We start from the raw sequence: 25066 nt of genomic DNA, 5'->3' as shown, positions 1-25066 counted from the left end.
CGCCGGTGGCCAGCCTGCTGTTGCGCGTGCGGACGAAGATGGGCCTCTTCGCCCATCGACGCACCATCGACCTGCTCGAGGGCGGCTACGCCTCGGTTCACCACGGTCGCAGTCACGACTTCGACGACCTCCGGGCCTACGTGCCCGGCGACGAGGTCAAGGACATCGACTGGAAGGCCACGGCTCGCCACGGCGAGCCCCTGGTCAAGCGCTACATCGCCAGCCGGCGGCAGAACCTCGTGCTCGTGATGGACACCGGACGGAACATGGCGGCGACGGCCACGAGCGGCGAGTCGAAGAAGGACATCGCACTCATGGCGGCCGGGGCGCTGGCCTACGTCGCCGCGAAGCACGGCGACGTCGTGTCGTTGGTGGCGGGCGACTCGTCCGGCACGCGTGCCCACCCCGCCGGTGCGACCGAGGCCCACCTCGAGACCCTGTTGCGCCAGGTCGACCGACGGATCGACCTCGACGCCCCGACGAGCGACCTGCCGTCGGTCCTCGAGTGGGTGACGCGCGGCGTCCGTCGGCGGTCGATGCTGCTGATCGTCACCGACGACGTGGCCGTCGACGAGCACGTCAGGCGCTTGCTGCGTCGACTGCGGGCCCAGCACGAGGTCGTCTGGCTGACCATCGGCGACGCCGACCTCATGACGCGAGCCGGTCACGCCGGCGAGGTGTTCGACGTCCGCGAGACGTCCGGCCTGCCCGCGTACCTCCGCGAGAACGCCGAACTCCGACGCGAGTTCGACGACTCGTCCGTCCGCCGCGTCGGCGACACCGAGCGCGAGCTGCAGGCCCTCGGCATCAGCAGTCATCGACTCGGCAGCCAGGCCGAGGTCGTGCCGGGCCTGTTCGCCCTGATCGAGAAGCACCGCCGTGTCGGGCGCTGACGACTTCTTCGGGCCCTACCAGTACCCGCTCTGGGTGCTCTGGCTCGTCCTGGGCCTCGTCGGGCTGGCCCTGATGGCCGCGTGGTACGTCTTCGTGTTCCGTTTCTCGGCCCGGCGGTTGCCACCCGCCCGGCGCGCGCCCCTGGCGGCGTCGCGACCGGCGCCCCTCGCCGACACGAAGGCCAAGTACCTCGCCCTGATCGACGAGGTCGAGACCGCGGCGGCCTCCGGTCGGCTGAACGACCGGGGGGTGCACTCCCGGCTGAGCCTGCTGCTGCGGTTCTTCGCCCACGAGACGAACGGCGTCGACACGCACGTGATGACCCTGGCCGACCTCCGTGAGTCGAACCTGCCCCGGCTCGCGGGTGCCGTGGAGCAGTACTACCCGCCGGCCTTCCGGCTCGGGGAGCCCGGTGACCCGGCTCGTGCCGTCGCCACCGCGAGAGACCTGGTGTCGTCATGGGGCTGATCTTCTGGTGGCTGCCGCCGGTCGCACTGGTGGTCGTGGCCCTCGCGGCCTGGCTCTACGTGAGGTGGAGGCGTCGGGACCGCGCGCGCCTCCGTCGGCTCGGCGTCCCGGTCGCGCACGGCGAGCGACTGACGGCGCTGCCCGCCTACCGCCGGGTCGTGCGCCGCTACCGCGCGGCCCTGGCCGTCGTGCTCGTCGCGATGGTGGCCCTGACGGGCATCAGCGTGCTGCTCGCGGCCCGCGTGTCGAGCACCGACGTCGTCGAGCCGCAGTCGTACAAGCGCGACATCATGCTCTGCCTCGACGTCTCGGGCTCCATGACCGAGGTGGACTCGCAGATCGTCGACACGTTCTCGTCACTCGCCCAGGGACTCGACGGCGAACGGATCGGCCTCTACCTCTTCGACAGTTCGGCGGTCCAGGCGTTCCCGCTCACCGACGACTACGACTTCGTCCGCGCACAGCTCGAGCAGTACCGCGACTCGTTCGACACGATGGGCGAGAACGGCACCCGGTACTGGACGGGCACGGACCGCGGGGACGGGGCGTCCCTGATCGGCGACGGTCTGGCCTCGTGCGTGCTCGGCTTCGGCGACGACGGCGGAACGCGGCCCAAGTCGGTCGTGCTCGCCACCGACAACTACGTCAACGGCAAGGCCCTGCTGACCCTCACCGAGGCGTCCGACCTCGCGGCCGAGCGCGACGTCAGGGTGTACGCCGTCAACCCCGCCGACCACGGCACCGACGCCGTGGCCGACCAGGTCGCCGCCGAGCTCCGGACGGCGGCCGAGTCGACCGACGGCGGCTACTACGCCCTCGACGACTCGACGACCGTGCCCCAGATCGTCGACGAGATCGACGCCCGCGAGGCAGGGTTGTTCACCGGGGCCCGTCGGCTCGTGGTGACCGACCACCCGCAGGCGCTCGCGATCGCGGCGCTCGTCCTGGCGATGGGTGGGCTCGTCCTGCTCTGGCGGGTGCGGCTGTGATCGCCCGGGCGGTGGTGTTCCAGCCCGTCCTGCCCTGGTGGCTGCTGATCGTGGCCGCGGTCGCGCTGCTGGGCTTCACCGGATGGCGCGTGGTCGCCGAACGACGACGCCGACGTGCCCTGCTCACGTGGGTGCGGCGCCTGGTGATCGTGGCCCTGCTGCTGGTGGTGGCCGTCCGGCCGAGCCTGCCCGGCGGTTCGGCCCAGGCGTCCGTCGCGCAGCTCAACGTCTTCTTCGTCGTCGACACCACCTCGAGCATCGCGGCCGAGGACTGGGGCGACGGCCGGCGGCGTCTCGACGGCGTCCGGTCGGACATCGCCGAGATCGCCTCGCAGCTGGCCGGTGCCCGGTTCTCGTTGCTCTCGTTCGACAGCACGGCCGTGCTGAGGACGCCGTTGACCGACGACGCCTCGGCCGTGGTGGCCGCCGCGGACGCCATGAACCAAGAGGTCACCTACTACTCGAGCGGCAGCTCGATCAGCGAGGCGAACGACCTGCTCGCCGAGCGGCTGACCGAGGCCCGGCAGAGTGCGCCCGAGCGGGCGAACGTCGTCTACTACTTCGGCGACGGTGAGCAGACCAGCGGCACCGAGCCCGAGAGCTTCGCGGCATCGGCCGGCGACGTCGACGGTGGGGCGGTCTTCGGCTACGGCACCGAGCAGGGGGGCAGGATGCGCGTGTTCGACGGCTACGGCGACGAGTACTCGACGAAGGAGTACATCCAGGACCGCACGCAGCCGGGCGACCCCGACGCGATCTCGGTCATCGACGAGGACGCCCTGCGGCGCATCGCGGACCAACTGGGCGTGCCGTACGTCCACCGCACGGCGGGCACGTCCGTCGACGCGGCGGTCGCGGACGCCCGCGACGGCGCCGTCGCCTCCGACGAGGGCCGGGCGGACAGCCTGACCGACCTCTACTGGATCGCGGCGATCCCGGCGTTCCTGCTGCTGCTGCTGGACGTCGCCCTGGTCACCCGGGCGCTGGGCGAGGTCCGGCCGCCCCGTCCGCCACGCCCCGAGCGCCGGCGTGCCTCGGCACCGGTCGTCGGCGACCGCCGACCCGAGAGAGGGGTGCGTCCGTGACCGACACCCTCGTCCCCCCGCCCGTCGACGAGGTCCGCCGGGCTCACGAAGCCGAGGCCGGGCCCGACGTCGAGCAGTACCGGAGGCGCCTCCGTCGTCGTCTGCTGCTCGGGTCGGCTCCCGTCGTCGTGGTCGTCCTGCTCGTGGCGGTGAAGCTGCTCAGCCTGCCCGCCTTCGCCGCCCTGACGCAGTGGTCCTACGGCGACCGCGAGTTCGAGCGCAGTGCGTCCCTCTCCGAGCCGTTGGGTGTGGCCAACGTCATCGAGCCGTGGGTGCACCACTTCGACCGCGGCACGGCCTACGCGCAGATCGGCGTGCTCGACGTCGCTCGTGGCGAGTTCGTCACGGCCCTCGACCTGGCCCCCGACGACGCGACGATCTCGTGCGTCATCAGGGTGAACCTCGTGCTCACGATCGAGGCCCAGGGCGACGCGGCGCTGCTCGAGCTGCGGTACGCCGACGCCGAGGCCTTATACGACCTCGGTCGGAAGACCGTCGACGAGGCGCCGGAGGGTTGCTTCCAGCCCCCGGAGGACCACCAGCAGCCCGACACCTCCCAACCGCTCGACGACGCCCAGCAGCGGCTCGACGAGAAGGGGGAGCAGGCCCAGGGCGGTCAGGGTGACGAGCAGCAGCCGGGCGGCGACGGCAGCGACCCCGGTGCCGGGGGAGACCAGCCCGGCGAGGGCGAGGGGCAGGCCCCGTCAGACGACCCGCTCGACCAGCTGCAGCAGCAGGGTGAGCAGAGCCAGCGGCAACAGCAGCAGGACACCGATCGCGACCGGTACTACGAACAGAACCCCGGCGACTACGACGGCAAGCCGTGGTGAGCCGGGCGCGCCCCTAAGCTGGACGGGTGTCCACACGTCTCTCCCAGCTCTTCGTCCGCACCCTCCGAGAAGACCCCTCCGACGCCGAGGTGACCAGCCACCGGCTGCTCGTCCGTGCCGGGTACATCCGTCGCCAGGCGCCGGGCGTCTTCGCCTGGCTGCCGCTCGGCCTGCGCGTCAAGGCCAAGATCGAGGCCGTCATCCGCGACGAGATGCAGGCTGCGGGCGCTCAAGAGGTGCACTTCCCCGCGTTGCTCCCGCGTGAGCCGTACGAGGCCACCGGTCGCTGGACGGAGTACGGCGACGGCATGTTCCGCCTGAAGGACCGCAAGGACGCCGACTACCTGCTGGCCCCCACGCACGAGGAGGCGTTCACGCTGCTGGTGAAGGACCTCTACTCGTCGTACAAGGACCTGCCCCTGACGCTCTTCCAGATCCAGGACAAGTACCGCGACGAGGCCCGCCCCCGGGCCGGCCTGTTGCGCGGTCGCGAGTTCACCATGAAGGACGCCTACTCGTTCGACGCCTCCGACGCCGGCCTCGACGAGAGCTACCAGAAGCAGCGCGACGCCTACGAGCGCATCTTCACGCGCCTCGGTCTCGAGTACGTCATCGTCAAGGCCGACGCCGGGGCCATGGGCGGCTCGCGCAGCGAGGAGTTCCTGCACCCCACCGCCATCGGCGAGGACACCTTCGTCCGGTCGGCCGGCGGCTACACGGCCAACGTCGAGGCCTTCACGACGATCGTGCCCGAGGCCGTCCCGCTCGAGGGCCTCGCCCCCTCGCGCCGCCTCGCGCCCGCCGACACCCCGACCATCGACTCGTTGGTCGCGCAGCTCCAGGCGCACGAGCCCCGAGAAGGCGCTCCGTGGACGGCCGCCGACACGTTGAAGAACGTCGTCGTGGCGCTCACCCACCTCGACGGCACCCGCGAGCTCGTGGTCGTGGGACTGCCCGGCGACCGTGAGGTCGACATGAAGCGCCTCGAGGTCGCCTTCGCCCCGGCCGAGGTCGAGGCCGCCGGCGACGCGGACTTCGCGAAGAACCCCGTGCTCGTGCGCGGCTACCTCGGCCCGCAGGTGCTCGGCGGCGAGTCCGACTCGGGCATCCGCTACTTCGTCGACCCCCGCGTGGTCGAGGGCTCGGCCTGGGTCACCGGGGCGAACGAGCAGGGCGTCCACGTGGCCGACCTCGTCATGGGTCGGGACTTCACCGCCGACGGCACGATCGAGGCCGCCCAGGTCCGCGAGGGCGACCCCGCGCCCGACGGGTCCGGTCCGATCGAGACGGCCCGCGGCATGGAGATCGGCCACGTCTTCCAGCTCGGCCGCAAGTACGCCGAGGCCCTCGGCCTCAAGGTGCTCGACGAGAACGGCAAGCAGGTCACGGTGACGATGGGCTCGTACGGCATCGGGGTCACGCGCATCCTGGCGGTCATCGCCGAGGCGAACAACGACGACAAGGGCCTGGTCTGGCCCGCCAACGTCGCCCCCTTCGACGTCCACGTCGTCGCCACCGGCAAGGACCCCGTCGTCTACGAGGTCGCCGAGAAGCTGACGGCCGACCTCGAGGCCCACCGTCTCGACGTGCTCTACGACGACCGCCCCAAGGTCTCGCCGGGCGTGAAGTTCGGCGACGCCGAGCTCCTCGGCGTGCCGCGGATCGTCGTCGTCGGCCGGTCGGCCGGCGAGGGCGTCGTCGAGCTCTGGGACCGCCGCACGGGTGAACGTACGCCCGTGCCGGTCGCCGAGGCCGTCGCGACCCTCACGGCTCCGCGGGAGTCCTGACCGCCGGTGCCGCGCCTCCTCGGCCCGACCTCGTCGACACCGCAGGAGGCGCGGCACCGACCCCGCGGACGGTCCGCCGGGCACCCCGCTCTCGGGTACCGTAGAGGGATGCTGCGCGCGCCATCGTGCGTGCAGCCTGCAGATCTGAATAGTGGAGGCCCTCAGTGGACATCGACCTGAGCGTGCTGCGTCTCATGGAGCGCGAGCGTGAAATCCCCTTCGACGAACTCGTGCGCATCATCGAGCAGGCCATCCTCACGGCCTACCTCAAGCACACGAACCAGCCCGAGAGCCGCATCCCGGCTGCTCGCGTCGAACTCGACCGCAAGACCGGTCACGTCTCCGTCTACGCCATCGAGCGTGACGACGAGGGCGAGGTCGTGGGCGAGTCCGTCGACAGCCCGAGCGACTTCGGTCGCATCGCGGCCTTCGCCGCCAAGCAGGTCATCAACCAGCGCCTCCGTGACATCGGCGACGACAAGGTGCTCGGCCAGTTCAAGGGCCGAGAGGGCGACATCGTCGCCGGCGTCATCCAGCAGGGTCCCAACCCCCGCATGATCCACGTCGACCTCGGCACGGTCGAGGCGATCCTGCCCCCCGAAGAGCAGGTGCCGGGCGAGAAGTACGCCCACGGTTCGCGCATCCGCGTGTACGTCACCGGCGTCAGCAAGGGCACGAAGGGGCCGCAGATCACCGTGTCGCGGACCCACCCCTCGCTCGTGCGCAAGCTGTTCGCGCTCGAGGTGCCCGAGATCGCCAGCGGCGTCGTCGAGATCGTCTCGCTGGCCCGTGAGGCCGGCCACCGAACCAAGATGGCCGTCCGCGCGACCGAGCCCGGCGTCAACGCCAAGGGCGCGTGCATCGGCGAGATGGGTCAGCGCGTCCGTGCCGTCACCACCGAGCTGAACGACGAGAAGATCGACATCGTCGACTACTCGAGCGACCTGCCGACCTTCGTGGCGAGTGCCCTGTCGCCGGCTAAGGTCTCGTCGGCGTTCGTCATCGACGCGTCGACCAAGGCCGTCCGGGCCCTCGTGCCCGACTACCAGCTCTCGCTCGCGATCGGCAAGGAGGGCCAGAACGCCCGCCTCGCCGCGAAGCTCACGGGCGCCCGCATCGACATCCAGCCCGACAGCATCCTCGAAGACGACTAGGCGGACGTCGACCCGCACGCCGGGTCGCCACGGTCACGGGGGCGGGCGGCGCACCGCGCCGTTCACGCTCGGCGTCTCCCGTCCGACGACCCGAGGGGGTAAGGTGGAACCCGTTAGAACGTGCATCGGTACTCGAGCGCGCGCTCCTCGATCCGCACTCGTGCGGATCGTCGCCCAGAACGGACGTCTCGTGGTCGACCCGACCGCGACCCTTCCCGGGCGGGGCGCGTGGTTGACGCCGTCGATCGACGCGTTCGAGTCGGCACTGAAGCGCAGGGCTTTCCGCCGTGCACTCCGCCTCGACTCCGAACCCGACGCCGACGAGCTCCGCGCCTACCTCACGCGGATCGCCCCGGCACGACCCATCGCCACGACAGAACAGGCTGAACGGCACATGGACAACTGATGAGCAACCACCAATGAGCGGCTCGAAATGAGACCCGTCCAGAACTGAAGGCTCTTCCCGTCTCGGGAAGGGCCCGAGACAGGAGAACTGTGGCTAAACCACGCGTACACGAGATCGCCAGCGAGCTGGGGATCGACAGCAAGACCGCACTAGAGAAGCTCAAAGAGATGGGCGAGTTCGTCAAGGGACCGTCGTCCAGCGTCGAGCCTCCCGTCGCCCGCAAGCTGCGTCAGGCCTTCGCCGGCGCGGCGAAGCCCTCGACGCCCACCGCCGCCGCCCCGTCGGCCGGCGCGGCCTCGAAGCCCGCGACCTCGGCACCCAAGCCCGGCGGCCCGCGTCCCGCCGCCCCCAAGCCCCCCGTGGCCGAGCCGGTCCCGGCCCCCGTGGCCGACGCCCAACCCGACGTCGACGCGACGCCCGCTCCCGTCGCCCCCCTGACGGTCGCCGAGCGCCAGGCCCAGGCCGAGGCGCAGCGCGCCGCCGCGGCCGCAGCCGCGGCGGAGGGCGCGACGGCTCCGGCCGCCGACGCCGTCAAGCCCGGAGCCGCCGGACCCAAGCCCGGCGGCCCTCGTCCCGGTGCCCCGCGCCCCGGCAACAACCCGTTCGCCAGCAACCAGGGCATGGGTCGCCCGAGCGCGCCCCGTCCCGGTGGTTCGGGTGCGGCCAGCAGCATGCCCCGCCCCGGCGGCGCCGCGGGCCCGCGTCCGCAGGCCCCTCGTCCCGGTGCTCCCCGTCCGGGCGCGCCGCGTCCCGGCGTCGGTGCCGGTCCCCGCCCCAACGGCTTCGGGCAGCGTCCCGCCGGTGGCGGTGCCGGTCGTCCCGGTGGTGCCGGTGGTGGCTTCCAGCGTCCCGGCGGCGGTGCTCCCGGCGCGGCCGGCGGCTTCCGTCCCGGTTTCAGCGGCCCCCGCCCCTCCGGTGGTGGCGGTCGTGGCCGTGGTCCCGGCGGTGGTACCGCCGGTGCGTTCGGTCGCGGTGGCGGCAAGAGCAAGGCACGCAAGTCGAAGCGGACGAAGAGGGCCGAGTTCGAGATGCGGTCGGCCCCGTCGCTGGGTGGCGTCAGCGTCCCCCGCGGCGACGGCAACACGGTCGTCCGCCTGCGTCGCGGTGCGTCCATCAGCGACTTCGCCGACAAGATCGACGCCAGCCCCGGCAACCTGGTGACCGTGCTCTTCCACCTCGGTGAGATGGCCACGGCGACCGAGTCGCTCGACGAGGCCACCTTCGAGGTCCTCGGTGAGGAGCTCGGCTACAAGATCCAGGTCGTCTCGCCCGAGGACGAGGACAAAGAGCTGCTCGAGGGCTTCGACATCGACCTCGAGCAGGAGCTCGAGGACGAGGACGAGTCCGTCCTGCAGATCCGTCCCCCGGTCGTCACGGTCATGGGCCACGTCGACCACGGAAAGACGCGACTACTCGACGCGATCCGCAACGCCAACGTGGTCGCCGGCGAGGCCGGTGGCATCACGCAGCACATCGGTGCCTACCAGGTGTGGGCCCCGCACGAGGGCGTCGAGCGCGCCATCACGTTCATCGACACCCCCGGTCACGAGGCGTTCACCGCCATGCGTGCCCGTGGTGCCCAGGTGACCGACATCGCCATCCTCGTCGTCGCGGCCGACGACGGCATCATGCCGCAGACGGTCGAGGCGTTGAACCACGCCCAGGCGGCGAACGTGCCGATCGTGGTCGCGGTCAACAAGATCGACAAAGAGGGTGCGAACCCGGCCAAGGTGCGTCAGCAGCTCACCGAGTACGGCCTCGTCGCCGAGGAGTACGGCGGAGACGTCATGTTCGTCGACGTGTCGGCTCGTGACAACAAGAACATCGACGCGTTGCTCGAAGCCGTGCTGCTCACGGCCGACGCCGGGCTCGACCTCCGGGCGAACCCCGACAAGAGCGCTCGTGGCGTCGCCATCGAGGCCCGCCTCGACAAGGGTCGCGGTGCCGTCGCCACGGTGCTGATCCAGTCGGGAACGCTGCGTGTCGGTGACGCCATCGTCGCCGGGACGGCCTACGGCCGCGTGCGGGCGATGGTCGACGAGAACGGCGACTCGGTCGACGAGGCCTACCCGAGCCGTCCCGTGCTCGTGCAGGGCCTGTCGAGCGTCCCCCGGGCCGGCGACACCTTCCTCGTCACCGAGGAGGACCGCACGGCACGACAGATCGCCGAGAAGCGCGAAGCCGTCGAGCGCAACGCCTCGCTGGCCAAGGCCCGCAAGCGCATCTCGCTCGAGGACTTCACCCGTGCACTCGAAGAGGGCAAGGTCGAGGCGCTCAACCTCATCATCAAGGGTGACGTCTCGGGTGCCGTCGAGGCCCTCGAGGAGTCGTTGCTCAAGATCGAGGTGGACGACAGCGTGCAGCTGCGCATCATCCACCGCGGCGTGGGTGCGGTCACCGAGAGCGACGTCAACCTGGCGACGGTCGACAACGCGATCATCATCGGGTTCAACGTCCGTCCTGACACGAAGGCGCGCGAACGCGCGGCTCGTGAGGGTGTCGACATCCGCTTCTACTCGGTCATCTACGCGGCCCTCGAAGACATCGAGAACTCGCTCACGGGCATGCTCAAGCCCGAGTTCGAGGAGAAGCAGTCCGGTGTCGCCGAGATCCGCGAGATCTTCCGCTCGTCGAAGGTCGGCAACATCGCCGGTGTCATCGTCCGGTCCGGCACGATCACGCGCAACGCGCGTGCCCGGGTCATCCGTGACGGCGTCGTGGTCGGCGACAACCTGGCGATCGACTCGCTGCGTCGCTTCAAGGACGACGTCACCGAGGTGCGGACGGACTTCGAGGCCGGCATCGGCCTCGGCAAGTTCAACGACATCCAGATCGGCGACGAGATCGAGACCATCGAGATGGTCGAGAAGCCGCGGGGCTGACCCCGGCGTCATCGCAGCACACGAGGCCCCGCTCCGACTACGGTCGGGGCGGGGCCTCACCCCTCTCGTCACGACGGCGAGCGGCACGAACAGGAGTGAACAATGGTTGACGCGCAACGCGCCCGCAAGATGGCCGACCGCATCCACGAGATCGTCGCACGGCGTCTCGAACGCGGCATCAAGGACCCCCGTCTCGGGTTCGTGACGATCACCGACGTCAAGGTGACCGGCGACCTGCAGCACGCCTCGATCTTCTACACGGTCTACGGCACCGACGACGAGCGTCGCGACACCGGGGCGGCCCTCAAGTCGGCCACCGGGATGCTGCGCAGCGAGGTCGGCAAGAACATCACGGCCCGACTCACCCCGAGCCTCGAGTTCATCCTCGACGCGCTCCCCGAGAACGCCGCGTCGATCGACCGCCTGCTGCAGGAGGCCCGTCAGCGCGACCACGAGAGCCAGACCATGGCCTCGTCGGCGGAGTACGCGGGCGACGCCGACCCGTACGTCAAGCCCCGCGACCTCGACGCGGACGACGACCTCGACGACGAGGACGACGACCTCGACGACGACCTCGCCCTGGACGACGAACTCGGCGCCCCGGCCGCGGGCGACTCGACCGAGCCCGACGGCTCGACCCGCTAGCGGACACCGCCGCAGCGACGCACGGCCCGCGTCAGTCGGGCAGTCGATAGCCCTCGTCGGGTGACCCGGTGACCAGACCGTCCCGGATCAGTCCGGCGAGGGCTCTCGTGCGTTGCTCGTCGTCCGGCCAGACGCGGTCGACCTCGGCCGCCGTGACGGGCACGTCGCTGGCCCGCAGCTCGGCCAGGACGAGGCCCCGCACCTGACGGTCCGAGCCCTCGAACCGGGCCTGGGTCCGGAGGCGCGGGCCGGTGTGCTCGGGACGGCCGGCCAGCACCCACGCACACTGCGCGACCAGCGGGCAGGCCTCGCACCGAGGCGACCGCGCCGTGCAGACGAGCGCACCCAACTCCATGACGCCCGCGTTGGTGACCCGCGCCTCCTCGTCGTCGTCCGGCAGCTGGGACTCCATGAGGGGCAGGTCGCGGGACGCCTTGGGCGCCCACGGTTCGGCGAGGCCCTCGACGGCGCGCGCGAGGACGCGACGGACGTTGGTGTCGACGACCGGGTGGCGGTGGCCGTAGGCGAAGACGGCGACGGCTCGGGAGGTGTAGTCGCCGATGCCGGGCAGGGCCAGGAGCGACGGGACGTCCTCGGGGACGACGCCGCCGTGCCGCTCGGTGATGGCCACGGCCGCGGCGTGCAGGGCGAGGGCGCGGCGCGGGTAGCCGAGGCGTTCCCAGGCCCGCACCGCCTCCGACGCCGGAGACGCCGCGAGGTCGCCCGGCGTGGGCCAGCGCTCGAGCCACCGTTCGAGGCGCGGGACGACGCGGGCCACCGGCGTCTGCTGCAGCATGATCTCGCTGACGAGGGTGCCCCAGGCCGTGAAGCCGGGACGTCGCCACGGCAGGTCTCGACCGTTCTCGCGGAACCAGGCGTTCACGGCAGGGGAGATGCTCACCGTACGAGCCTACGGCGCGTCCCCGACGTCTTCGGCGCGGTGTCGGGGGCCGGGCGTACGGTGGCGGCATGACCACCCGATGGGCCCCCGCCAAGAAAGACACGTTGCGCGAACTCGCGACCGAGATCGTCCACAACTACGGTCGCGGTCGCGTGCTCGTCGCGATCGACAGCGACGGAGGCGCGGGTGCGGCCGGTCTCGCCGACGACCTCCTCGAGGCCTTCGGCGAACAGGGCCACGCCGCCTTCCGCGCCTCGCTCGACGGCTTCGAGAAGCGGGCCGAGGGGGCGCCTCGCGACTCGGCCCCCGTCCTCGACGAGAGCCTGTTCCGCCGCGTGCTGGTCGAGCCGTTCCGGCTCGGCGGCAGCACGGGCTGGGTCGAGCGGGCCTGGGACGCCGACGCCGACCGCGCCGTCGAACCGGCCTGGGTCACCGGCCCGGCCGACGCCGTCCTGCTCGTCGACGGCACCGACCTGGCACGTCCCGGCCTCGCCGGGCTCTGGCACTACCGCGTCTGGGTGACCGCCGACGACTCCCGTCTCGACGCCCGGGCCAGGGCCTCGGCCGTCGTCGACAACTCCGACCCCGACCACCCCCGCCGCCGCTTCGACGATGCGTGCTGAGCGCGTCCCCGGCGGCGTCGCGGTCCGGCTGCGCTAACGTCGTCGGGTGAACAGCGGCATCCTCCTCGTCGACAAGCCGCAGGGCATCACCAGCCACGACGTCGTCTCGCGGGTGCGCAAGGCCGCCGGCACGCGCAAGGTCGGCCACGCCGGCACCCTCGACCCGCTCGCCACGGGGCTGCTCGTGCTCGGCCTGAACTCGTCGACGCGCCTCCTGACCTTCCTCGTCGGCCTCGACAAGGGCTACGACGCGACCATCCGGCTGGGCGTGTCGACCACCAGCGACGACAGCGACGGCGAGGTCGTCGCGACCACCTCGGCGGCCGGGGTCGCCGACGAGGCGGTCGACGCGGGCGTCCGGCGGCTCACCGGTCCGATCAGCCAGGTGCCGACCACGGTCAGCGCCATCAAGGTCGACGGCCGTCGGGCCTACGACCTCGCCCGGGCCGGGGTCGAGGTCGAACTGAAGGCCCGTGACGTCACCGTCTCCGACTTCACCGTCCTCGACCGACGTGACGCCGTCGTCGACGGCGTCACCGTCCGCGACCTCGACGTGCGCGTCTCGTGCTCGTCGGGCACCTACGTCCGTGCGCTCGCCCGAGACCTCGGCGCCGACCTCGGCGTCGGCGGGCACCTCACCGCGCTGCGGCGGACGCGGGTGGGGCCGTTCGACGTGACCCGCGCCTCCGTCCTCGAGGGCATCGACGTCGCCCCGGCCCTGCTGCCGCCGGTCGACGTGGCCGCGTCGCTGTTCCCGGTGTGGACGATGTCCGCCGCCGAGGCCGTCGACCTGGGGCACGGCAAGCGGGTCGCCGTCGACCTGGCCGACACCCCGGGGCCCGTCGCCGCCGTGACCCCGTCGGGGCTGCTCGCCGGGCTCGTCTCGGTCCGCGGCGGCGCCGCCAAGCCCATCGTGAACTTCCCGACAGACGAGGTGCAGGCATGATCGAGTGGTTCACCTGGGTGCAGGTCGTCGTGGCCGTCGTGGCCGGCCTCGTCTGCGTGGTCGCCTGCTTCATGAAGCGTCAGCCCGACGACATCACCGTCGGCACGGGGGCCGTCGTCCTCGTGCTGCTGCTCGCCCAGCTCGTCGTCGCCGTCGTGGCACCCTTCGTCGGCAACGCCCCCACGGGCAACCTCGTCGAGTTCTACATCTACCTCGTCTCGGCCATCCTGCTGCCGCCGCTCGCCACCGTCTGGGCGCTCGTCGACCGCACGCGCTGGAGCAACCTCGTGCTGGCGACGTCGTCGTTCGCCGTCGCCGTGATGGTCTACCGGATGTTCCAGATCTGGACCGTCCAGGGCCTCTGACCCACCCGGTCGGCAGCGGGCCCGCCGGAGTCCTATCCTTGACGGGATGGTCACTCAGAAGTCAACGCGCGCGGTCGGCCTCGGCCGGGTCCTCATCGCCGTGTACGCCCTCCTCGCCCTCGCCGCCACCGGTCGATCGGTCTTCCAGATCTCGACGCAGTTCGGCGAGGCGCCCCTGGCCTACACGTTGAGCGCGCTGTCGGCCGTCGTCTACATCGTCGCCACCGTCGCGCTGATCGGCCGCGGTCAGGGCTGGTACGCGGTGGCCTGGGCGACCATCAGCTTCGAGCTGGCGGGCGTCCTCATCATCGGGCTCGTGACCGTGCTCGACCCCGAGCTGTTCCCGCACGACACGGTCTGGTCGTTCTTCGGCCGCGGCTACGGCTTCGTCCCGCTCGTGCTGCCCGTCCTGGGCATCCTGTGGCTGCGCCGACAGGGGCGACTCACGGCGTCCGGCCGCGGCGGCGCGGCCGGCGGCGACGTGGTGGGCGACGGCGACGTGGCCGCGGGTGGCGCCTCGTCCGCGACCGACGCGGGCACGACGAGGTAGGGCCCGTGCAGTTCTACGACCGGGTCGGTGACGTGCCGGCCGACTTCGGGCCGAGCGCCGTCACCATCGGCAAGTTCGACGGCGTGCACGTCGGGCACCGTGCCGTCATCGACATGCTCGAGGGGGTGGCCCGCGACGAGGGGCTCGTCTCGACCGTCGTCACCTTCGACCGACACCCGCTCGCGGTCCTGCGACCCGACTCGGTGCCGGCCGCCCTGGTGAGCAACCGGCAGAAACGCGATCTGCTCGACGCGGCGGGCGTGGCCGCAACCCTGATGCTCACCTTCGACGCCGAGCTGCGAGCCCTGAGCCCCGACGACTTCGTCGACCGCATCCTGGTCGGTGCGTTGCACGCGCGCGTCGTGTTCGTCGGCGACGACTTCCGGTTCGGGGTGCGCGGCAGCGGCACCGTCGACACCCTGCGCGAGCTCGGGGCCTCGCGGGGCTTCCGGGTCGTCTCGATCGACGACGTGCGGCCGAGCGGGGGTCGCCGGGCGTCCTCGACCTGGATCCGCGAGCTCATGGACGCCGGCGACGTCCGCGAGGCCGGGGTGCTGCTCGGCCGCGAGCCGTCGGTGCGCGGCGTCGTGGTGCACGGCGAGCAGCGCGGCCGCGAGCTGGGCTTCCCGACGGCGAACCTGGCTCCGCACAGCGAGGGCTTCGTCCCGGCCGACGGCGTCTACGCCGCCTGGGTGCTGGTGGGCGACACGCGGTACCCGGCTGCCGTGTCGGTCGGCAACAACCCGACCTTCGAGGGGGTGCCGGCCAAGCAGGTCGAGGCGCACCTGCTCGATGTCTCGATCGACCTCTACGGCCGAGAGGTGACCGTCGACTTCGTCGACTGGGTGCGGGGCAACGTCCGTTTCGACGGGCTCGACGCACTGATCGAGCACATCAGGGCCGACGTCGTCCGTACGCGCGAGATCTTGGGACTGCCGACCGCCTGAGCGTCGAGGGGGTGCCCGGTCGACCGCGTCGAGTGGACGGTGCCGACGCGATCGCCCCGACCGGACCGCCTCGACCGGACCGCCCCGAGGAGGCGCGCGACGCGTCACCGACGCACGCCGCGCCTCCCGGGGTCGTCAGTACGACGTCGCGTCGTCGCCCGCGCCCGAGGCCCGGCCCGTCTCGAGGCGGTGCGCCAGGTCGGCGAGGATCGTGCCGCTGGCACTCGTGCCGAAGCGCGTGACGCCGAGGTCGAGCATCTCGAGCACCGTGTCGAGGCCGCGGACGCCACCGGACGCCTTGACCTGGACCCGGTCGGACACGGCGTCGCGCATGAGGCGGAGGTGGGGGAGCGTGGCCCCGCCGCCGGCGAAGCCGGTCGAGGTCTTGACGAAGGCGGCGCCGGCTCGTTCGGCGGCCTTCGAGCCGGCCACGATCTGCTCGTCGTCGAGGTGGGCCGTCTCGAGGATGACCTTGACGAGCGTGTCGCCCGCCGCCTCGACGACGCCGCGCACGTCGGCCTCGACCTCGTCGGTCATGCCGCTGCGCAGCCAACCGATGTTGACGACCATGTCGAGCTCGGCGGCCCCGTCGGCGATCGCCTGACGCGACTCGGCGGCCTTCGCGGCGGTCGAGGTCGTGCCGTGGGGGAACCCGATGACGGTGCCGACGAGGACGCCGGTGCCCTCGAGTCGCTCGACGGAGTGCGCGACGTCGGAAGGACGGACGCACACGCTGAAGACGTGGTTGGCGGCGGCGTCGTCGAGGGCGGCGTCGACCTCGGCCCGCGTGAGTTCGGGCTTGAGGATCGCGTGGTCGATCATGCCGGCGACGGCGGACACGGTGGGGAGCTGCTGGGTAGTCATGATGGGGTCCAGCGTAGCTTGGGCCCATGTCAGCGAACACTCCCGACGACCCCTCGCCGAGCACGCCCGTCACGAGCGACACCGACCACGCCGTGGCCTCACGGCGTGTGCTCGTGACCGGGGCCACCGGGTACATCGGCGGTCGGCTCACCCCACGCCTGGTCGCCGCCGGTGCGGACGTCCGGGTGCTGGTGCGGTCGCCCGAGAAGCTGCGCGACGTGCCGTGGTCGGGCGACGTCGAGGTCGTCCAGGGCGACCTGACCGACCCCGCGACGGTGCGTCCCGCGATGGCGGGCGTCGACGTCGTCTACTACCTGGCCCACGCGATGGGCGGCAAGGGCGACTTCGGGCGCGCCGAGGCCGACGCGGCCCACACCGTCGCCGACGCCGCGCGCGAGGCCGGGGTGCGCCGCATCGTGTACCTCGGCGGGTTGCACCCCGAGGGAGAGCTGTCGAAGCACCTGCAGTCGCGCAAGGACGTCGGCGACGTGCTGCTCGCGAGCGGCGTGCCGACGGTGGCGCTGCAGGCCGGCGTGGTGATCGGCTCGGGCAGCGCCTCGTTCGAGATGGTCCGGCACCTCACCGACGTGCTGCCCTACATGCCGGCGCCGAAGTGGGTGCGCAACTTCATCCAGCCCATCGCGGTGCGCGACGTGCTGCACTACCTGCTGGGCGCCGCCGACGTGCCCGACGACGTCAACCGCACCTTCGACATCGGCGGGCCCGACGTGCTGCGCTACGGCCAGATGATGAACGGGTACGCCCTCGAGGCCGGCCTCAAGCAGCGCCCGATCGCCTCGCTGCCCGTCTTCACGCCGTGGCTGGCCTCGCAGTGGGTCAACCTCGTCACGCCGGTGCCCCGAGCCCTCGCCGTGCCGATCATCGCGTCGCTTCAGTACGACTGCGTCGTCCACGAGCACGACATCGACGCCGTCGTGCCGCCGCCCGCCGAGGGTCTGCTGCCGTACCGGCGCGCCGTGCGCCTCGCCCTGCAGAAGGAGCACGACGGCGACGTCGAGACGAGCTGGCAGGACTCCTCGGTCTCGGGCGCCCCGAGCGACCTGCTGCCGAGCGACCCCGACTGGTCCGGCCATACCGTCTACACCGACGACCGCCGGACCGACACGGACGCGCCCCCCACCGAGCTCTGGAAGGTCCTCGAGGGCATCGGCGGGGAGAACGGCTGGTACTCGTTCCCGTTGGCCTGGTCGGCCCGCGGCTGGATGGACCGGCTCGTCGGGGGAGTCGGCCTGCGCCGCGGCCGCCGGAGCGCGACGAGCCTCCGCGTCGGCGACGCGCTCGACTGGTGGCGCGTCGAGAAGCTCGAACGGGGTCACCTGCTGCGGCTGCGGGCCGAGATGAAGGTGCCGGGAGGCGCGTGGCTCGAACTCACGGTCGACCCGCGTCCCGGGGGCGGCTCGCACTACCGCCAGCGCGCCGTCTTCTTCCCCCACGGGCTCGGCGGCCGGCTCTACTGGTTCGCCATCCTGCCGTTCCACGGCGTCATCTTCTCGGGCATGCTGCGACGCATCACGGCGACGGCCGAGCGCGAGGCCGCCCGGGCCGGGGCCGCTCGGGCCGCCGACCGACGCGCGGACGGTGCCGCGGCCGCGTCGACGACCGACGCGACGGCCGCGGCATGAGCGACCCGCGCCTCCTCGTCCTGTCGGCGGCGCCGTCGCCGCTCTACCCGGCGGGCGACGCGGCCATGTCGCCGGTGCCGCTCTGGCTCGGCGTGCTCTTGGGCGTGCTCGTGGTCGTGTCGTCGTTCGTCGTGCTGCTGCCGCGGGTCCGACGGGCCCTGGACCGCGTGTGGTCCAAGCGCCCGCGGCGCTTCCGGCAGTGAGCCCTCGCGCGCCGGTTCGCCGCTTCCCAGCGGGTGATGGCACGATGGACGCACTTCAGCAGACCACCAGGAGGTCGTGATGACACACCGAGAGACCGTCGCGTTCGTCGGCGACAGCTTGACCGAGAGCGGCGACTGGGCGGCCTGGCTGCCCGACGAACAGGTCGTCAACCTGGGCGTGGGCGGCGACACGGTCGCCGGCCTGACGGAGAGGCTCCACGACGTCGTGGACGCGAACCCGGACTCGGTGGTGCTGATGATCGGCACCAACGACTTCACCGCCCGCCGGTCGGTCGAACAGGTCGTCCGCGGCATCGAGAACCTCATGGTCGCCATGCGACGCGAGTTGCCGGGCACCCGGCTGCTGCTGCAGTCGATCGCCCCGCGGGGCGCCGAGTTCGCTCCCCGCCTCAAGGACGCCAACCGGCACCTGCGGCAGTTCTCGTCGACGGTGCGGGCGCAGTGGCTCGACCTGTGGCCGGCCCTGTCGGACGAGTCGGGCGACGCGCTCCGGCCCGAGTTCGCGGCCGACCACGTCCACCTGACCGAGGCCGGCTACGAGGCGTGGCTCGCCGAGTTGCGTCCCGCCCTCGAGCGGCTCCGCGACGAGCCGCCGATGAGCCGGCCGATCAGCGTCCTCGACGTCGCGTACGACATCGAGTAGGCGGTGCCCACCCCCACCGCCCCCGCGTTCACCCGCCCGGCCCTGGCGCCCGGCCTGCTCGCCTCGGTCGCCCTGCTGGCGGGCACCGCACTGCTCGACTCCGACGTGTTCACGGTCTTCCGGTACGTCGTGTCGATCTTCGCCCTGATCGTGCTCGTCTTCGCCTACCGCGGCCGGGCCTGGTGGGCGCTGCCGCTGCTCGCCGCCGTGGCCGTGCTCTGGAACCCGGTGTTCGTCGTGCCCGTCCAGGCCGAGCTCTGGCAGGGGCTGCAGTTCGTCGCGGCCGCGGTGATGATCGCCGTCGGGGTGCTCGTCAAGGTGCCGACCGAGGGTGCGACGACGTCACGGGGGGCGCCCGCTCGCGGTCGTCGCTGAGCCCCGGGGGGCTCGTGCCCGCGGGGGTCGTCGCGACCCCGTAAAATGCCGAAGGTGCGCCTGCCCGCCCGAGGCCCGCACGGAAGGTTGAGTCTGCATGGCCCCCGAGATGCCCGGTACGTCGGAGATGGTCGGCACGTCCGAGAGCCCTCTGCTGACCCCTCGACACCGAGCCGGCGGTCTCGACCGAGAGGACGTCGTCGTCCGCAAGGGCCAGTTCACCCTGCTCAACGGTCACCTCACGCCCCAGCAGTCGATGATCGAGGACCTCCTGTACATCCGGCGCGTGCTCGACGCGGCCCAGGTGCCCTTCCTGCTGGTCCGGGGCAACGACGTCCGACCGGTGATCGCCGTCGACGCGGTGCACCGTGAGCGCTTCACCGCGGCCATGGTCGCGGCCTCGGCGACCGAGCCCTTCTACGCCAAGCCGCGCAAGGGCCAGGCCTCGCTCGTCGTCGAGGGAGGCCTCGAGCTCGAGAACGAGCGGGTGTTCCGCGTCTACCGACCGCGCGTCGAACCCATCGGTCGCCTGCGGTACGGCGCCGGCACCGCCGTCCAGGTCGAGTTCTGGATCATCACCGACGACGAGATCCTGGCCCCGACCGAGAACGCCCTCATGCGGACGACCCTGCCCCGTGACGAGGCCGTCGAAGAGACGGTCGAGCGCTACGGCATCGAGTGGCCGACCCTCGAGCACATGTTCGACGACCACGCCACCGACATCACCTTCGACATCGACATCGTGTTCTCGTGGGTCGACGGCAACTCGGTCGAGTACCAGCGTGCCCGGGCGGCACAGGCCAAGCGCCACGTCGTCGGCGAGGGCGACGACTCGGCAGCCCGGTTCCGCCAGATCGACGAGCTCAAGTACGCCCTGCGGTCGGTCTACATGTTCGCCCCGTGGGTGCGCAACATCTACATCGCCACCGACTCGCCCGTGCCCGAGTGGTTGGGAGACCACCCGCGCGTGCGCGTCGTGCGCAGCGAGGAGTTCTTCAGCGACCTCTCGATGCTGCCGACGCACAACTCGCAGGCCGTCGAGGCGCAACTGCACCACATCGAGGGCCTCAGCGAGCACTTCCTGTACTCGAACGACGACATGTTCTTCGGACGCCCCGTCGCCCCGAGCATGTTCTTCTCACCCGGGTCGGTGACGAAGTTCATCGAGGCCGACACCCGCATCGGGCTCGGGCACAACAACATCGAGCGGAGCGGCTTCGAGAACGCCGCCCGCGTCAACCGACGCCTGCTGCAGCAGCGGTTCGGTCGCGTCACCACCCGGCACCTCGAGCACACCGCCGCCCCGCTGCGCCGCAGCGTGCTGTTCGAGATGGAGCACGAGTTCGCCGACGAGTTCGCCGCGACGGCGGGCAGCCCCTTCCGGGCGAAGGAGAACATCTCGGTCACCAACTCGCTGTACCACTACTACGCGTTGATGACCGGTCGGGCGATCGTGCAGGAGAACGCGAAGGTCAGCTACGTCGACACGACGATGGTCTCGGGCCTGGCCTCGCTGTCCGAGGTGCTCAAGAAACGGTCGTTCGACTTCTTCTGCCTCAACGACGGCAGCTTCCCCGAGGTGACCGACGACGAACGCATGGCGACGGTCACCGACTTCCTCGAGCGGTACTACCCGTTCGCGGCCCCGTGGGAGAAGGACGAGATGCAGCGCGTCGCCCTCGAGAACGCCGAACAGGATCGCCGTTCCCTCGGAGCCGAGGCCGCCCAGGCCGGACGCACGGACGAGGCGGCCGGTCCGTCGACGCGGGGCGTCGAGGGCTCGGACTGAGCCCTCGCGTCAGCGGGTCGGGGTGCCGAAGCGGGCGGCCCGTTCGTCCGAGAGGGCGGCGTCGAGACGCCCGAGCATGTCGTCGTCCATCGGCGGCAGGTCGTCGAGGGCGAACCACCGGGCCTCGGTGTTCTCACCGTCGGCGGGGGAGGGCTCGCCCGAGACGTAGCTCATGACGAAGGTGTGGTCGAGGTACTGCGCCCGGTCGCCGTTCGCGTAGACGACCTCGCGGGTCACCCCGATCGACGCGAGGCGCTCCGCGGTGACCCGCAGGTCCGCCTCTTCGAGGGTCTCGCGGACGGCGGCGTCGGACGGGTGCTCACCCGGGTCGACGATGCCGGTCACGGGGGTCCAGGCCCCCGTGTCGGCCCGCCGGACGAGCAGGACCTCGTCGCCACGGACCACCACCGCCGTCACGCCGGCCAGCCACAGGGGCGCCGTGCCGATCTTCTCGCGCAGTGAGAGGACGAACTCCGGGGTGGCCATGTCAGCACCCTACCGAGGGGCGGCCGTAGGCTGACCGGATGCGACTGCCCTGGACCCTTCACGGCTCGGACGTGCGTCGCATCTCCGACATGGCGGGCGAGGCGGTGCTGCTCGCGGGTGGCGGTCGGGCCATCCTGCTGCAGCTCGCGAACCCCGGGGTCGGCCACGGCGTGGCCGAGCACAGCGACTTCGTCGAACGACCGCTCTCGCGCCTGCACGGCACGATGACGTACCTGTACGCCATCGTCTTCGGCACCCCGGCCGAGGTCGCGCAGGTCCGACGCGTGGTGGGCCGGGCGCACCGGCCGGTGCACGACGGCGGGACCTCGTCCGTGCGGTACGACGCCTTCGACCCCGGGTTGCAGCTCTGGGTGGCGGCGACGCTCTACGACTCCGCCGTGCAGCTGTTCGAGCGGGTGCACGGGCCGCTCGACCCGGCACACGCCGAGGCGGTGTACCAGGACTACGCCCTCGTCGGCACCTCGCTGCAGATGCCCCGCGAGCTGTGGCCAGCCGACCTCGCGGCGTTCCGTCGCTACTGGGACGAGGCCGTCGAGGGCCTCGTGGTCGACGACGTCACCCGTCGGGTCGCGCACGAGCTGCTGCACCCGACGACGGGCCCGTGGTGGCTGCGGCTCGTCATGCCGCTCGCCCGGCTCGTCACGGCGGGGTCACTGCCCCCTCGACTCCGCGACGACTTCGGCCTGACCTGGACCGCAGCCACGCAGCGGCGGTACGACGGGGTCATGCGACTGACGGCGACGATCGTTCCGAACCTGCCCCCGCGCCTCCGTCACGTGCTGCGCGACTCGTACCTCCGGCGGCTGCGGGCGACGATGGCCGCCGAGGCCCGTGCCACCGGGGGCGGCTGACCCGTCGCGTCAGAGCGTGTCGATCGGCCCGGTCAGCGCGAGGTCGCGCGGGACGACGGGCACGGGGGCCGTGTCGGTCGCCCGGTGTCGGGGCGCGGCCGGGGCGATGCGGACCCCGGCGACCGCGAGCCGTTCGGCCACGACGTCGGCCGGCACGTGCTCGCCCACGGTCTCGTAGGTGCCGATGGGCACCACCGAGTGCACCACGGTGCCCTCGTAGACGTGCACCAGGTTGAACGCCTGCGCGCCGTCCCGGCCGCGGGTGCCGCCGCCGGCGACGTTGAGGTCCTGCGTGTAGCAGGTGGCCGAGGCGACCGAGACGGGCACGCCCGCGAAGGTGGCGTTGGTCGAGTAGTGCAGGTGCCCGGCGATGATGGACCGGACGTCGCTGCCCTCGACCACCTCGGCCAGCGCGGCCTGGTCGCGCAGCTCGACGAGTGTCGACAGGTCTTGCACGCTCGGCACCGGGGGGTGGTGCATGGCGATGATGGTGCCGTCGGGCGCGTCGGTCGAGAGCTCCTCGGCCAGCCAGTCGAGCTGGTCGCCCGACAGGCGGCCGAAGTGGTGCCCGGGGACGCTGGTGTCGAGCGTGATGACCCGCAGGCCGTTCACGTCGTAGACGAGGTCGACCGGCCGCTGCGAGGGCAGCTGCCCGAAGAGTTCCGAGCGGAAGGCGCCCCGCTCGTCGTGGTTGCCCATGGCCCAGATGACCTGGGCGCCCAGGCGTTCGGCGACGGGCTCGATGAGCGCGCGCAGCTTGCGATAGGCGTCGGGCTCACCCTTGTCGGCCAGGTCGCCGGTGAAGACGATGGCCTCGGGCCGACCGGCGGACGCCTCGATCTCGTCCATGATCTGACGCAGTCGGGCCTCGCTGTCGACCGCGCCGTAGAGGTCGCGGTCGCCGCCGACGAGGTGCGTGTCGCTGAGGTGCAGGATGAAGTGGTTCGGCCTGGGGTGTTCGGCCGTCCGGAGATCCATGGTTCTCTCATTCGATGTCGCCGACGGGGGCTCGGGGCGAGACCCTCGTTGTTGATTCGTCACCAGTCCATCACCCGGATGCCATGAAGGTGGTGAACGTGCGTGCGCGTTTCGGTGAACGGTCGACGAACGGCCGCCGCCACGGTGGACGAAGGTAGTTCAGCTCACGGGACGACGCGACCCCCAGGAGGCGGGGGTCGCGTCGTCGAGGCCGCTGACGTGTCGAGGCGTCAGGGCTTGAGGACGACCTTGATGCAGCCGTCCTCCTTGTTCTTGAAGACGTCGTACATGGCGGCCGCTTCGGAGAGGGGCACCGGGTGGGTGACGAGGTCCTCGGTGCCGAGCGGGTCGGAGGGGTCCTCGACGAGGGGCATGAGGGTGTCCATCCACTTCTGGACGTTGCACTGGCCCATCTTGAGGGTGATCTGCTTGTCGAACAGCGTCAGGAACGGCGTCGGGTCGGCCGTGCCGCCGTACACGCCGCTCAGCGAGACGGTGCCGCCGCGACGGACGATCTCGAAGGCGAGGTGCATGGCACCGAGGCTGTCGATGCCGGCCTTCTGCATGACGGCCTGACCGATCGAGTCGGGCAGGGCCGCGGCGAACTTCTGCACGAGGCCGATGCCGGCGTGCTCGTGGGCCTCCATGCCGACGGCGTCCAGGACCGAGTCGGGTCCGCGGTCGTCGGTCATGCCCTTGACGACGTCGGCGACGTCCTTCGTGAGGTCGAGGGTCTCGATGCCGTGGCGCTCGGCCATGGCGCGACGCTCGGGCACGGGGTCGATGCCGATGACGCGGTAGCCGCGGTACTTCCCGATGCGCGAGGCGAACTGGCCGACGGGACCGAGTCCCAGCACGACGAGGGTGCCGCCCTCGGGCACCTGTGCGTACTCGACGCCCTGCCACGCCGTGGGCAGGATGTCGCTGAGGAAGAGGTAGCGCTCGTCCGGCAGGTCGGCGCCGACCGTGACGAGGTTGGCGTCGGCGCGGGCGATGCGAAGCTGCTCGGCCTGCCCGCCGGGCACCTGGCCGTAGAGCTTGCTGAAGCCGTAGAGGGTGGCGCCCGAGTCGTACTCGGTGACCTGCGTGGTCTCGCACTGCGAGAAGAGCCCCCGGTCGCACATGAAGCAGTGGCCGCAGGAGATGACGAACGGGACGACGACGCGGTCGCCGACCTTGATGCGGCTGACCTCGGAACCGACCTGGGTGACGACGCCCATGGTCTCGTGTCCGAGCACGTCGCCCTTGTCGAGGAACGCGCCGAGCGCGTCGTAGAGGTGGAGGTCGCTGCCGCAGATCGCCGCCGAGGTGACCTTGATGACCGCGTCGGTGGGGTCGACGATCGTGGGGTCGGGGACGTCCTCGACCGAGACGTTGGTGACGGACTGGTAGGTGAGTGCCTTCATCCGTCCCGTCTACGCGCACGCACGCCGTGCCTCCTGAACGAGGGGTACACCGGCCACGGAAAAGCCTCGGGGCGGCCGGGCGTGTGCCCGACCGCCCCGAGGCGGATGCTGCGTGACGTCGTCGACTAGACGGTGGCCGTCTCGGCCGCGACGATGTTGACGACCTTGCGGCCGCCCTTGGCTCCGAACTGGACCGAGCCGGGGGCGAGGGCGAACAGGGTGTCGTCGCCGCCGCGGCCGACGTTGACGCCGGGGTGGAAGTGGGTGCCGCGCTGGCGGACGATGATCTCGCCGGCGAGCACGACCTGGCCGCC

Annotated in this window: 27 protein-coding genes; 21 read left to right on the top strand and 6 right to left on the bottom strand. The window is 71.6% G+C overall.

Annotated features, from left to right (window positions below; translation table 11 throughout):
* Positions 1–5 precede the first annotated feature (5 nt).
* From ABID81_RS00135 to rbfA, 10 genes are all read left to right on the top strand, one after another.
* The gene (locus tag ABID81_RS00135; protein WP_354592837.1) at positions 6–893 is read left to right on the top strand and encodes a DUF58 domain-containing protein; all 888 of its coding nucleotides are present in this window, start codon (positions 6–8) and stop codon (positions 891–893) included.
* Complete coding sequence (locus ABID81_RS00130) at positions 880–1362, top strand: hypothetical protein (protein ID WP_354592836.1); 483 nt, start codon at positions 880–882, stop codon at positions 1360–1362. Before ABID81_RS00135 ends, ABID81_RS00130 begins: the two co-directional genes overlap by 14 nt.
* Positions 1353–2351: a vWA domain-containing protein gene (locus ABID81_RS00125; RefSeq protein WP_354592835.1), complete on the top strand. Its 999-nt coding sequence runs from the start codon at positions 1353–1355 to the stop codon at positions 2349–2351. Before ABID81_RS00130 ends, ABID81_RS00125 begins: the two co-directional genes overlap by 10 nt.
* Entirely contained in the window at positions 2348–3436 is a 1089-nt protein-coding gene (locus tag ABID81_RS00120) for a VWA domain-containing protein (protein WP_354592834.1), read from the top strand. The genes ABID81_RS00125 and ABID81_RS00120 overlap by 4 nt, the downstream gene beginning before the upstream one ends.
* Positions 3433–4266 carry a hypothetical protein gene (locus tag ABID81_RS00115; RefSeq protein ID WP_354592833.1) on the top strand — a complete coding sequence of 278 codons (834 nt, stop codon included), beginning with the start codon at positions 3433–3435 and terminating at the stop codon, positions 4264–4266. The genes ABID81_RS00120 and ABID81_RS00115 overlap by 4 nt, the downstream gene beginning before the upstream one ends.
* A 26-nt stretch (positions 4267–4292) precedes the next feature.
* Positions 4293–6053, top strand: a complete 1761-nt coding sequence (locus ABID81_RS00110) for a proline--tRNA ligase (RefSeq protein WP_354592832.1) — start codon at positions 4293–4295, stop codon at positions 6051–6053.
* Between the two features lie 164 nt (positions 6054–6217).
* Positions 6218–7207, top strand: coding sequence for a transcription termination factor NusA (nusA, locus tag ABID81_RS00105; protein ID WP_354592831.1), 990 nt, complete (start codon positions 6218–6220; stop codon positions 7205–7207).
* Positions 7208–7310: 103 nt separating this feature from the next.
* Complete coding sequence (locus tag ABID81_RS00100) at positions 7311–7613, top strand: YlxR family protein (protein WP_354592830.1); 303 nt, start codon at positions 7311–7313, stop codon at positions 7611–7613.
* An 89-nt stretch (positions 7614–7702) separates the two neighbouring features.
* A complete protein-coding gene (infB, locus tag ABID81_RS00095; RefSeq protein ID WP_354592829.1) occupies positions 7703–10495 on the top strand; it encodes a translation initiation factor IF-2 in 2793 nt (930 codons plus the stop codon).
* A 102-nt stretch (positions 10496–10597) separates the two neighbouring features.
* Positions 10598–11140: a 30S ribosome-binding factor RbfA gene (gene rbfA, locus ABID81_RS00090; protein ID WP_354592828.1), complete on the top strand. Its 543-nt coding sequence runs from the start codon at positions 10598–10600 to the stop codon at positions 11138–11140.
* Positions 11141–11171: 31 nt separating this feature from the next.
* Here the strand turns inward: rbfA and ABID81_RS00085 are convergent, their stop codons facing one another.
* Positions 11172–12041: an iron-sulfur binding domain-containing protein gene (locus tag ABID81_RS00085; RefSeq protein WP_354592827.1), complete on the bottom strand. Its 870-nt coding sequence runs from the start codon at positions 12039–12041 to the stop codon at positions 11172–11174.
* A gap of 68 nt (positions 12042–12109) precedes the next feature.
* Between ABID81_RS00085 and ABID81_RS00080 the strand changes: the two genes are divergently transcribed.
* Genes ABID81_RS00080 through ABID81_RS00060 form a run of 5 tightly spaced genes read left to right on the top strand, consistent with a single transcriptional unit; the run spans position 12110 to position 15472 of the window.
* Positions 12110–12664, top strand: a complete 555-nt coding sequence (locus ABID81_RS00080; protein ID WP_354592826.1) for a nucleoside/nucleotide kinase family protein — start codon at positions 12110–12112, stop codon at positions 12662–12664.
* A gap of 46 nt (positions 12665–12710) precedes the next feature.
* Entirely contained in the window at positions 12711–13610 is a 900-nt protein-coding gene (truB, locus tag ABID81_RS00075) for a tRNA pseudouridine(55) synthase TruB (protein ID WP_354592825.1), read from the top strand.
* Entirely contained in the window at positions 13607–13975 is a 369-nt protein-coding gene (locus tag ABID81_RS00070; protein WP_354592824.1) for a hypothetical protein, read from the top strand. Before truB ends, ABID81_RS00070 begins: the two co-directional genes overlap by 4 nt.
* A gap of 46 nt (positions 13976–14021) precedes the next feature.
* The gene (locus ABID81_RS00065) at positions 14022–14525 is read left to right on the top strand and encodes a hypothetical protein (protein WP_354592823.1); all 504 of its coding nucleotides are present in this window, start codon (positions 14022–14024) and stop codon (positions 14523–14525) included.
* A 5-nt stretch (positions 14526–14530) separates the two neighbouring features.
* Entirely contained in the window at positions 14531–15472 is a 942-nt protein-coding gene (locus ABID81_RS00060; RefSeq protein WP_354592822.1) for a bifunctional riboflavin kinase/FAD synthetase, read from the top strand.
* A 135-nt stretch (positions 15473–15607) separates the two neighbouring features.
* On the opposite strand, the gene deoC is transcribed toward ABID81_RS00060, so the two are convergent.
* Complete coding sequence (deoC, locus tag ABID81_RS00055; RefSeq protein ID WP_354592821.1) at positions 15608–16336, bottom strand: deoxyribose-phosphate aldolase; 729 nt, start codon at positions 16334–16336, stop codon at positions 15608–15610.
* A gap of 26 nt (positions 16337–16362) precedes the next feature.
* On the opposite strand from deoC, the gene ABID81_RS00050 reads away from it, so the two are divergent.
* The 5 genes from ABID81_RS00050 to ABID81_RS00030 all read left to right on the top strand — a co-directional run bounded on the left by ABID81_RS00050 (position 16363) and on the right by ABID81_RS00030 (position 21010).
* Positions 16363–17979, top strand: coding sequence for an SDR family oxidoreductase (locus tag ABID81_RS00050; RefSeq protein ID WP_354592820.1), 1617 nt, complete (start codon positions 16363–16365; stop codon positions 17977–17979).
* Positions 17976–18182, top strand: a complete 207-nt coding sequence (locus tag ABID81_RS00045; RefSeq protein ID WP_354592819.1) for a hypothetical protein — start codon at positions 17976–17978, stop codon at positions 18180–18182. Before ABID81_RS00050 ends, ABID81_RS00045 begins: the two co-directional genes overlap by 4 nt.
* 79 nt (positions 18183–18261) lie before the next feature.
* Positions 18262–18846 carry a GDSL-type esterase/lipase family protein gene (locus ABID81_RS00040; protein WP_354592818.1) on the top strand — a complete coding sequence of 195 codons (585 nt, stop codon included), beginning with the start codon at positions 18262–18264 and terminating at the stop codon, positions 18844–18846.
* Positions 18847–18849: 3 nt separating this feature from the next.
* Positions 18850–19221 (top strand): DUF6804 family protein, encoded by a 372-nt coding sequence (locus ABID81_RS00035; protein ID WP_354592817.1) that lies wholly within the window; start codon positions 18850–18852, stop codon positions 19219–19221.
* 127 nt (positions 19222–19348) lie between these two features.
* Entirely contained in the window at positions 19349–21010 is a 1662-nt protein-coding gene (locus ABID81_RS00030; protein ID WP_354593301.1) for a stealth family protein, read from the top strand.
* A gap of 9 nt (positions 21011–21019) precedes the next feature.
* Here ABID81_RS00030 and ABID81_RS00025 read toward each other — a convergent pair whose 3' ends face one another.
* Positions 21020–21496, bottom strand: coding sequence for an NUDIX hydrolase (locus ABID81_RS00025; protein WP_354592816.1), 477 nt, complete (start codon positions 21494–21496; stop codon positions 21020–21022).
* Between the two features lie 38 nt (positions 21497–21534).
* On the opposite strand from ABID81_RS00025, the gene ABID81_RS00020 reads away from it, so the two are divergent.
* Positions 21535–22368 (top strand): oxygenase MpaB family protein, encoded by an 834-nt coding sequence (locus ABID81_RS00020; protein ID WP_354592815.1) that lies wholly within the window; start codon positions 21535–21537, stop codon positions 22366–22368.
* 9 nt (positions 22369–22377) lie between these two features.
* On the opposite strand, the gene ABID81_RS00015 is transcribed toward ABID81_RS00020, so the two are convergent.
* From ABID81_RS00015 to ABID81_RS00005, 3 genes are all read right to left on the bottom strand, one after another.
* The gene (locus ABID81_RS00015) at positions 22378–23346 is read right to left on the bottom strand and encodes a phosphodiesterase (protein ID WP_354592814.1); all 969 of its coding nucleotides are present in this window, start codon (positions 23344–23346) and stop codon (positions 22378–22380) included.
* A gap of 230 nt (positions 23347–23576) precedes the next feature.
* Positions 23577–24752, bottom strand: a complete 1176-nt coding sequence (locus ABID81_RS00010; RefSeq protein ID WP_354592813.1) for an alcohol dehydrogenase catalytic domain-containing protein — start codon at positions 24750–24752, stop codon at positions 23577–23579.
* Positions 24753–24877: 125 nt separating this feature from the next.
* On the bottom strand, positions 24878–25066 hold a 189-nt coding region (locus ABID81_RS00005; RefSeq protein ID WP_354592812.1), incomplete at its 5' end, for a 50S ribosomal protein L27.

It is taken from the genome of Frigoribacterium sp. PvP054 (assembly GCF_040547465.1).
Lineage (GTDB): Bacteria > Actinomycetota > Actinomycetes > Actinomycetales > Microbacteriaceae > Frigoribacterium.
This window is presented reverse-complemented; position numbering and strand designations above follow the sequence as displayed.

Coding starts and splice junctions, on each gene's coding strand:
- ABID81_RS00125 (WP_354592835.1), top strand. CDS start 1,353: ATGGGGCTGATCTTCTGGTGGCTGCCGCCGGTCGCACTGGTGGTCGTG.
- rbfA (WP_354592828.1), top strand. CDS start 10,598: ATGGTTGACGCGCAACGCGCCCGCAAGATGGCCGACCGCATCCACGAG.
- ABID81_RS00080 (WP_354592826.1), top strand. CDS start 12,110: ATGACCACCCGATGGGCCCCCGCCAAGAAAGACACGTTGCGCGAACTC.
- ABID81_RS00070 (WP_354592824.1), top strand. CDS start 13,607: ATGATCGAGTGGTTCACCTGGGTGCAGGTCGTCGTGGCCGTCGTGGCC.
- ABID81_RS00065 (WP_354592823.1), top strand. CDS start 14,022: ATGGTCACTCAGAAGTCAACGCGCGCGGTCGGCCTCGGCCGGGTCCTC.
- deoC (WP_354592821.1), bottom strand. CDS start 16,336: ATGACTACCCAGCAGCTCCCCACCGTGTCCGCCGTCGCCGGCATGATC.
- ABID81_RS00050 (WP_354592820.1), top strand. CDS start 16,363: ATGTCAGCGAACACTCCCGACGACCCCTCGCCGAGCACGCCCGTCACG.
- ABID81_RS00045 (WP_354592819.1), top strand. CDS start 17,976: ATGAGCGACCCGCGCCTCCTCGTCCTGTCGGCGGCGCCGTCGCCGCTC.
- ABID81_RS00040 (WP_354592818.1), top strand. CDS start 18,262: ATGACACACCGAGAGACCGTCGCGTTCGTCGGCGACAGCTTGACCGAG.
- ABID81_RS00030 (WP_354593301.1), top strand. CDS start 19,349: ATGGTCGGCACGTCCGAGAGCCCTCTGCTGACCCCTCGACACCGAGCC.
- ABID81_RS00025 (WP_354592816.1), bottom strand. CDS start 21,496: ATGGCCACCCCGGAGTTCGTCCTCTCACTGCGCGAGAAGATCGGCACG.
- ABID81_RS00020 (WP_354592815.1), top strand. CDS start 21,535: ATGCGACTGCCCTGGACCCTTCACGGCTCGGACGTGCGTCGCATCTCC.
- ABID81_RS00015 (WP_354592814.1), bottom strand. CDS start 23,346: ATGGATCTCCGGACGGCCGAACACCCCAGGCCGAACCACTTCATCCTG.
- ABID81_RS00010 (WP_354592813.1), bottom strand. CDS start 24,752: ATGAAGGCACTCACCTACCAGTCCGTCACCAACGTCTCGGTCGAGGAC.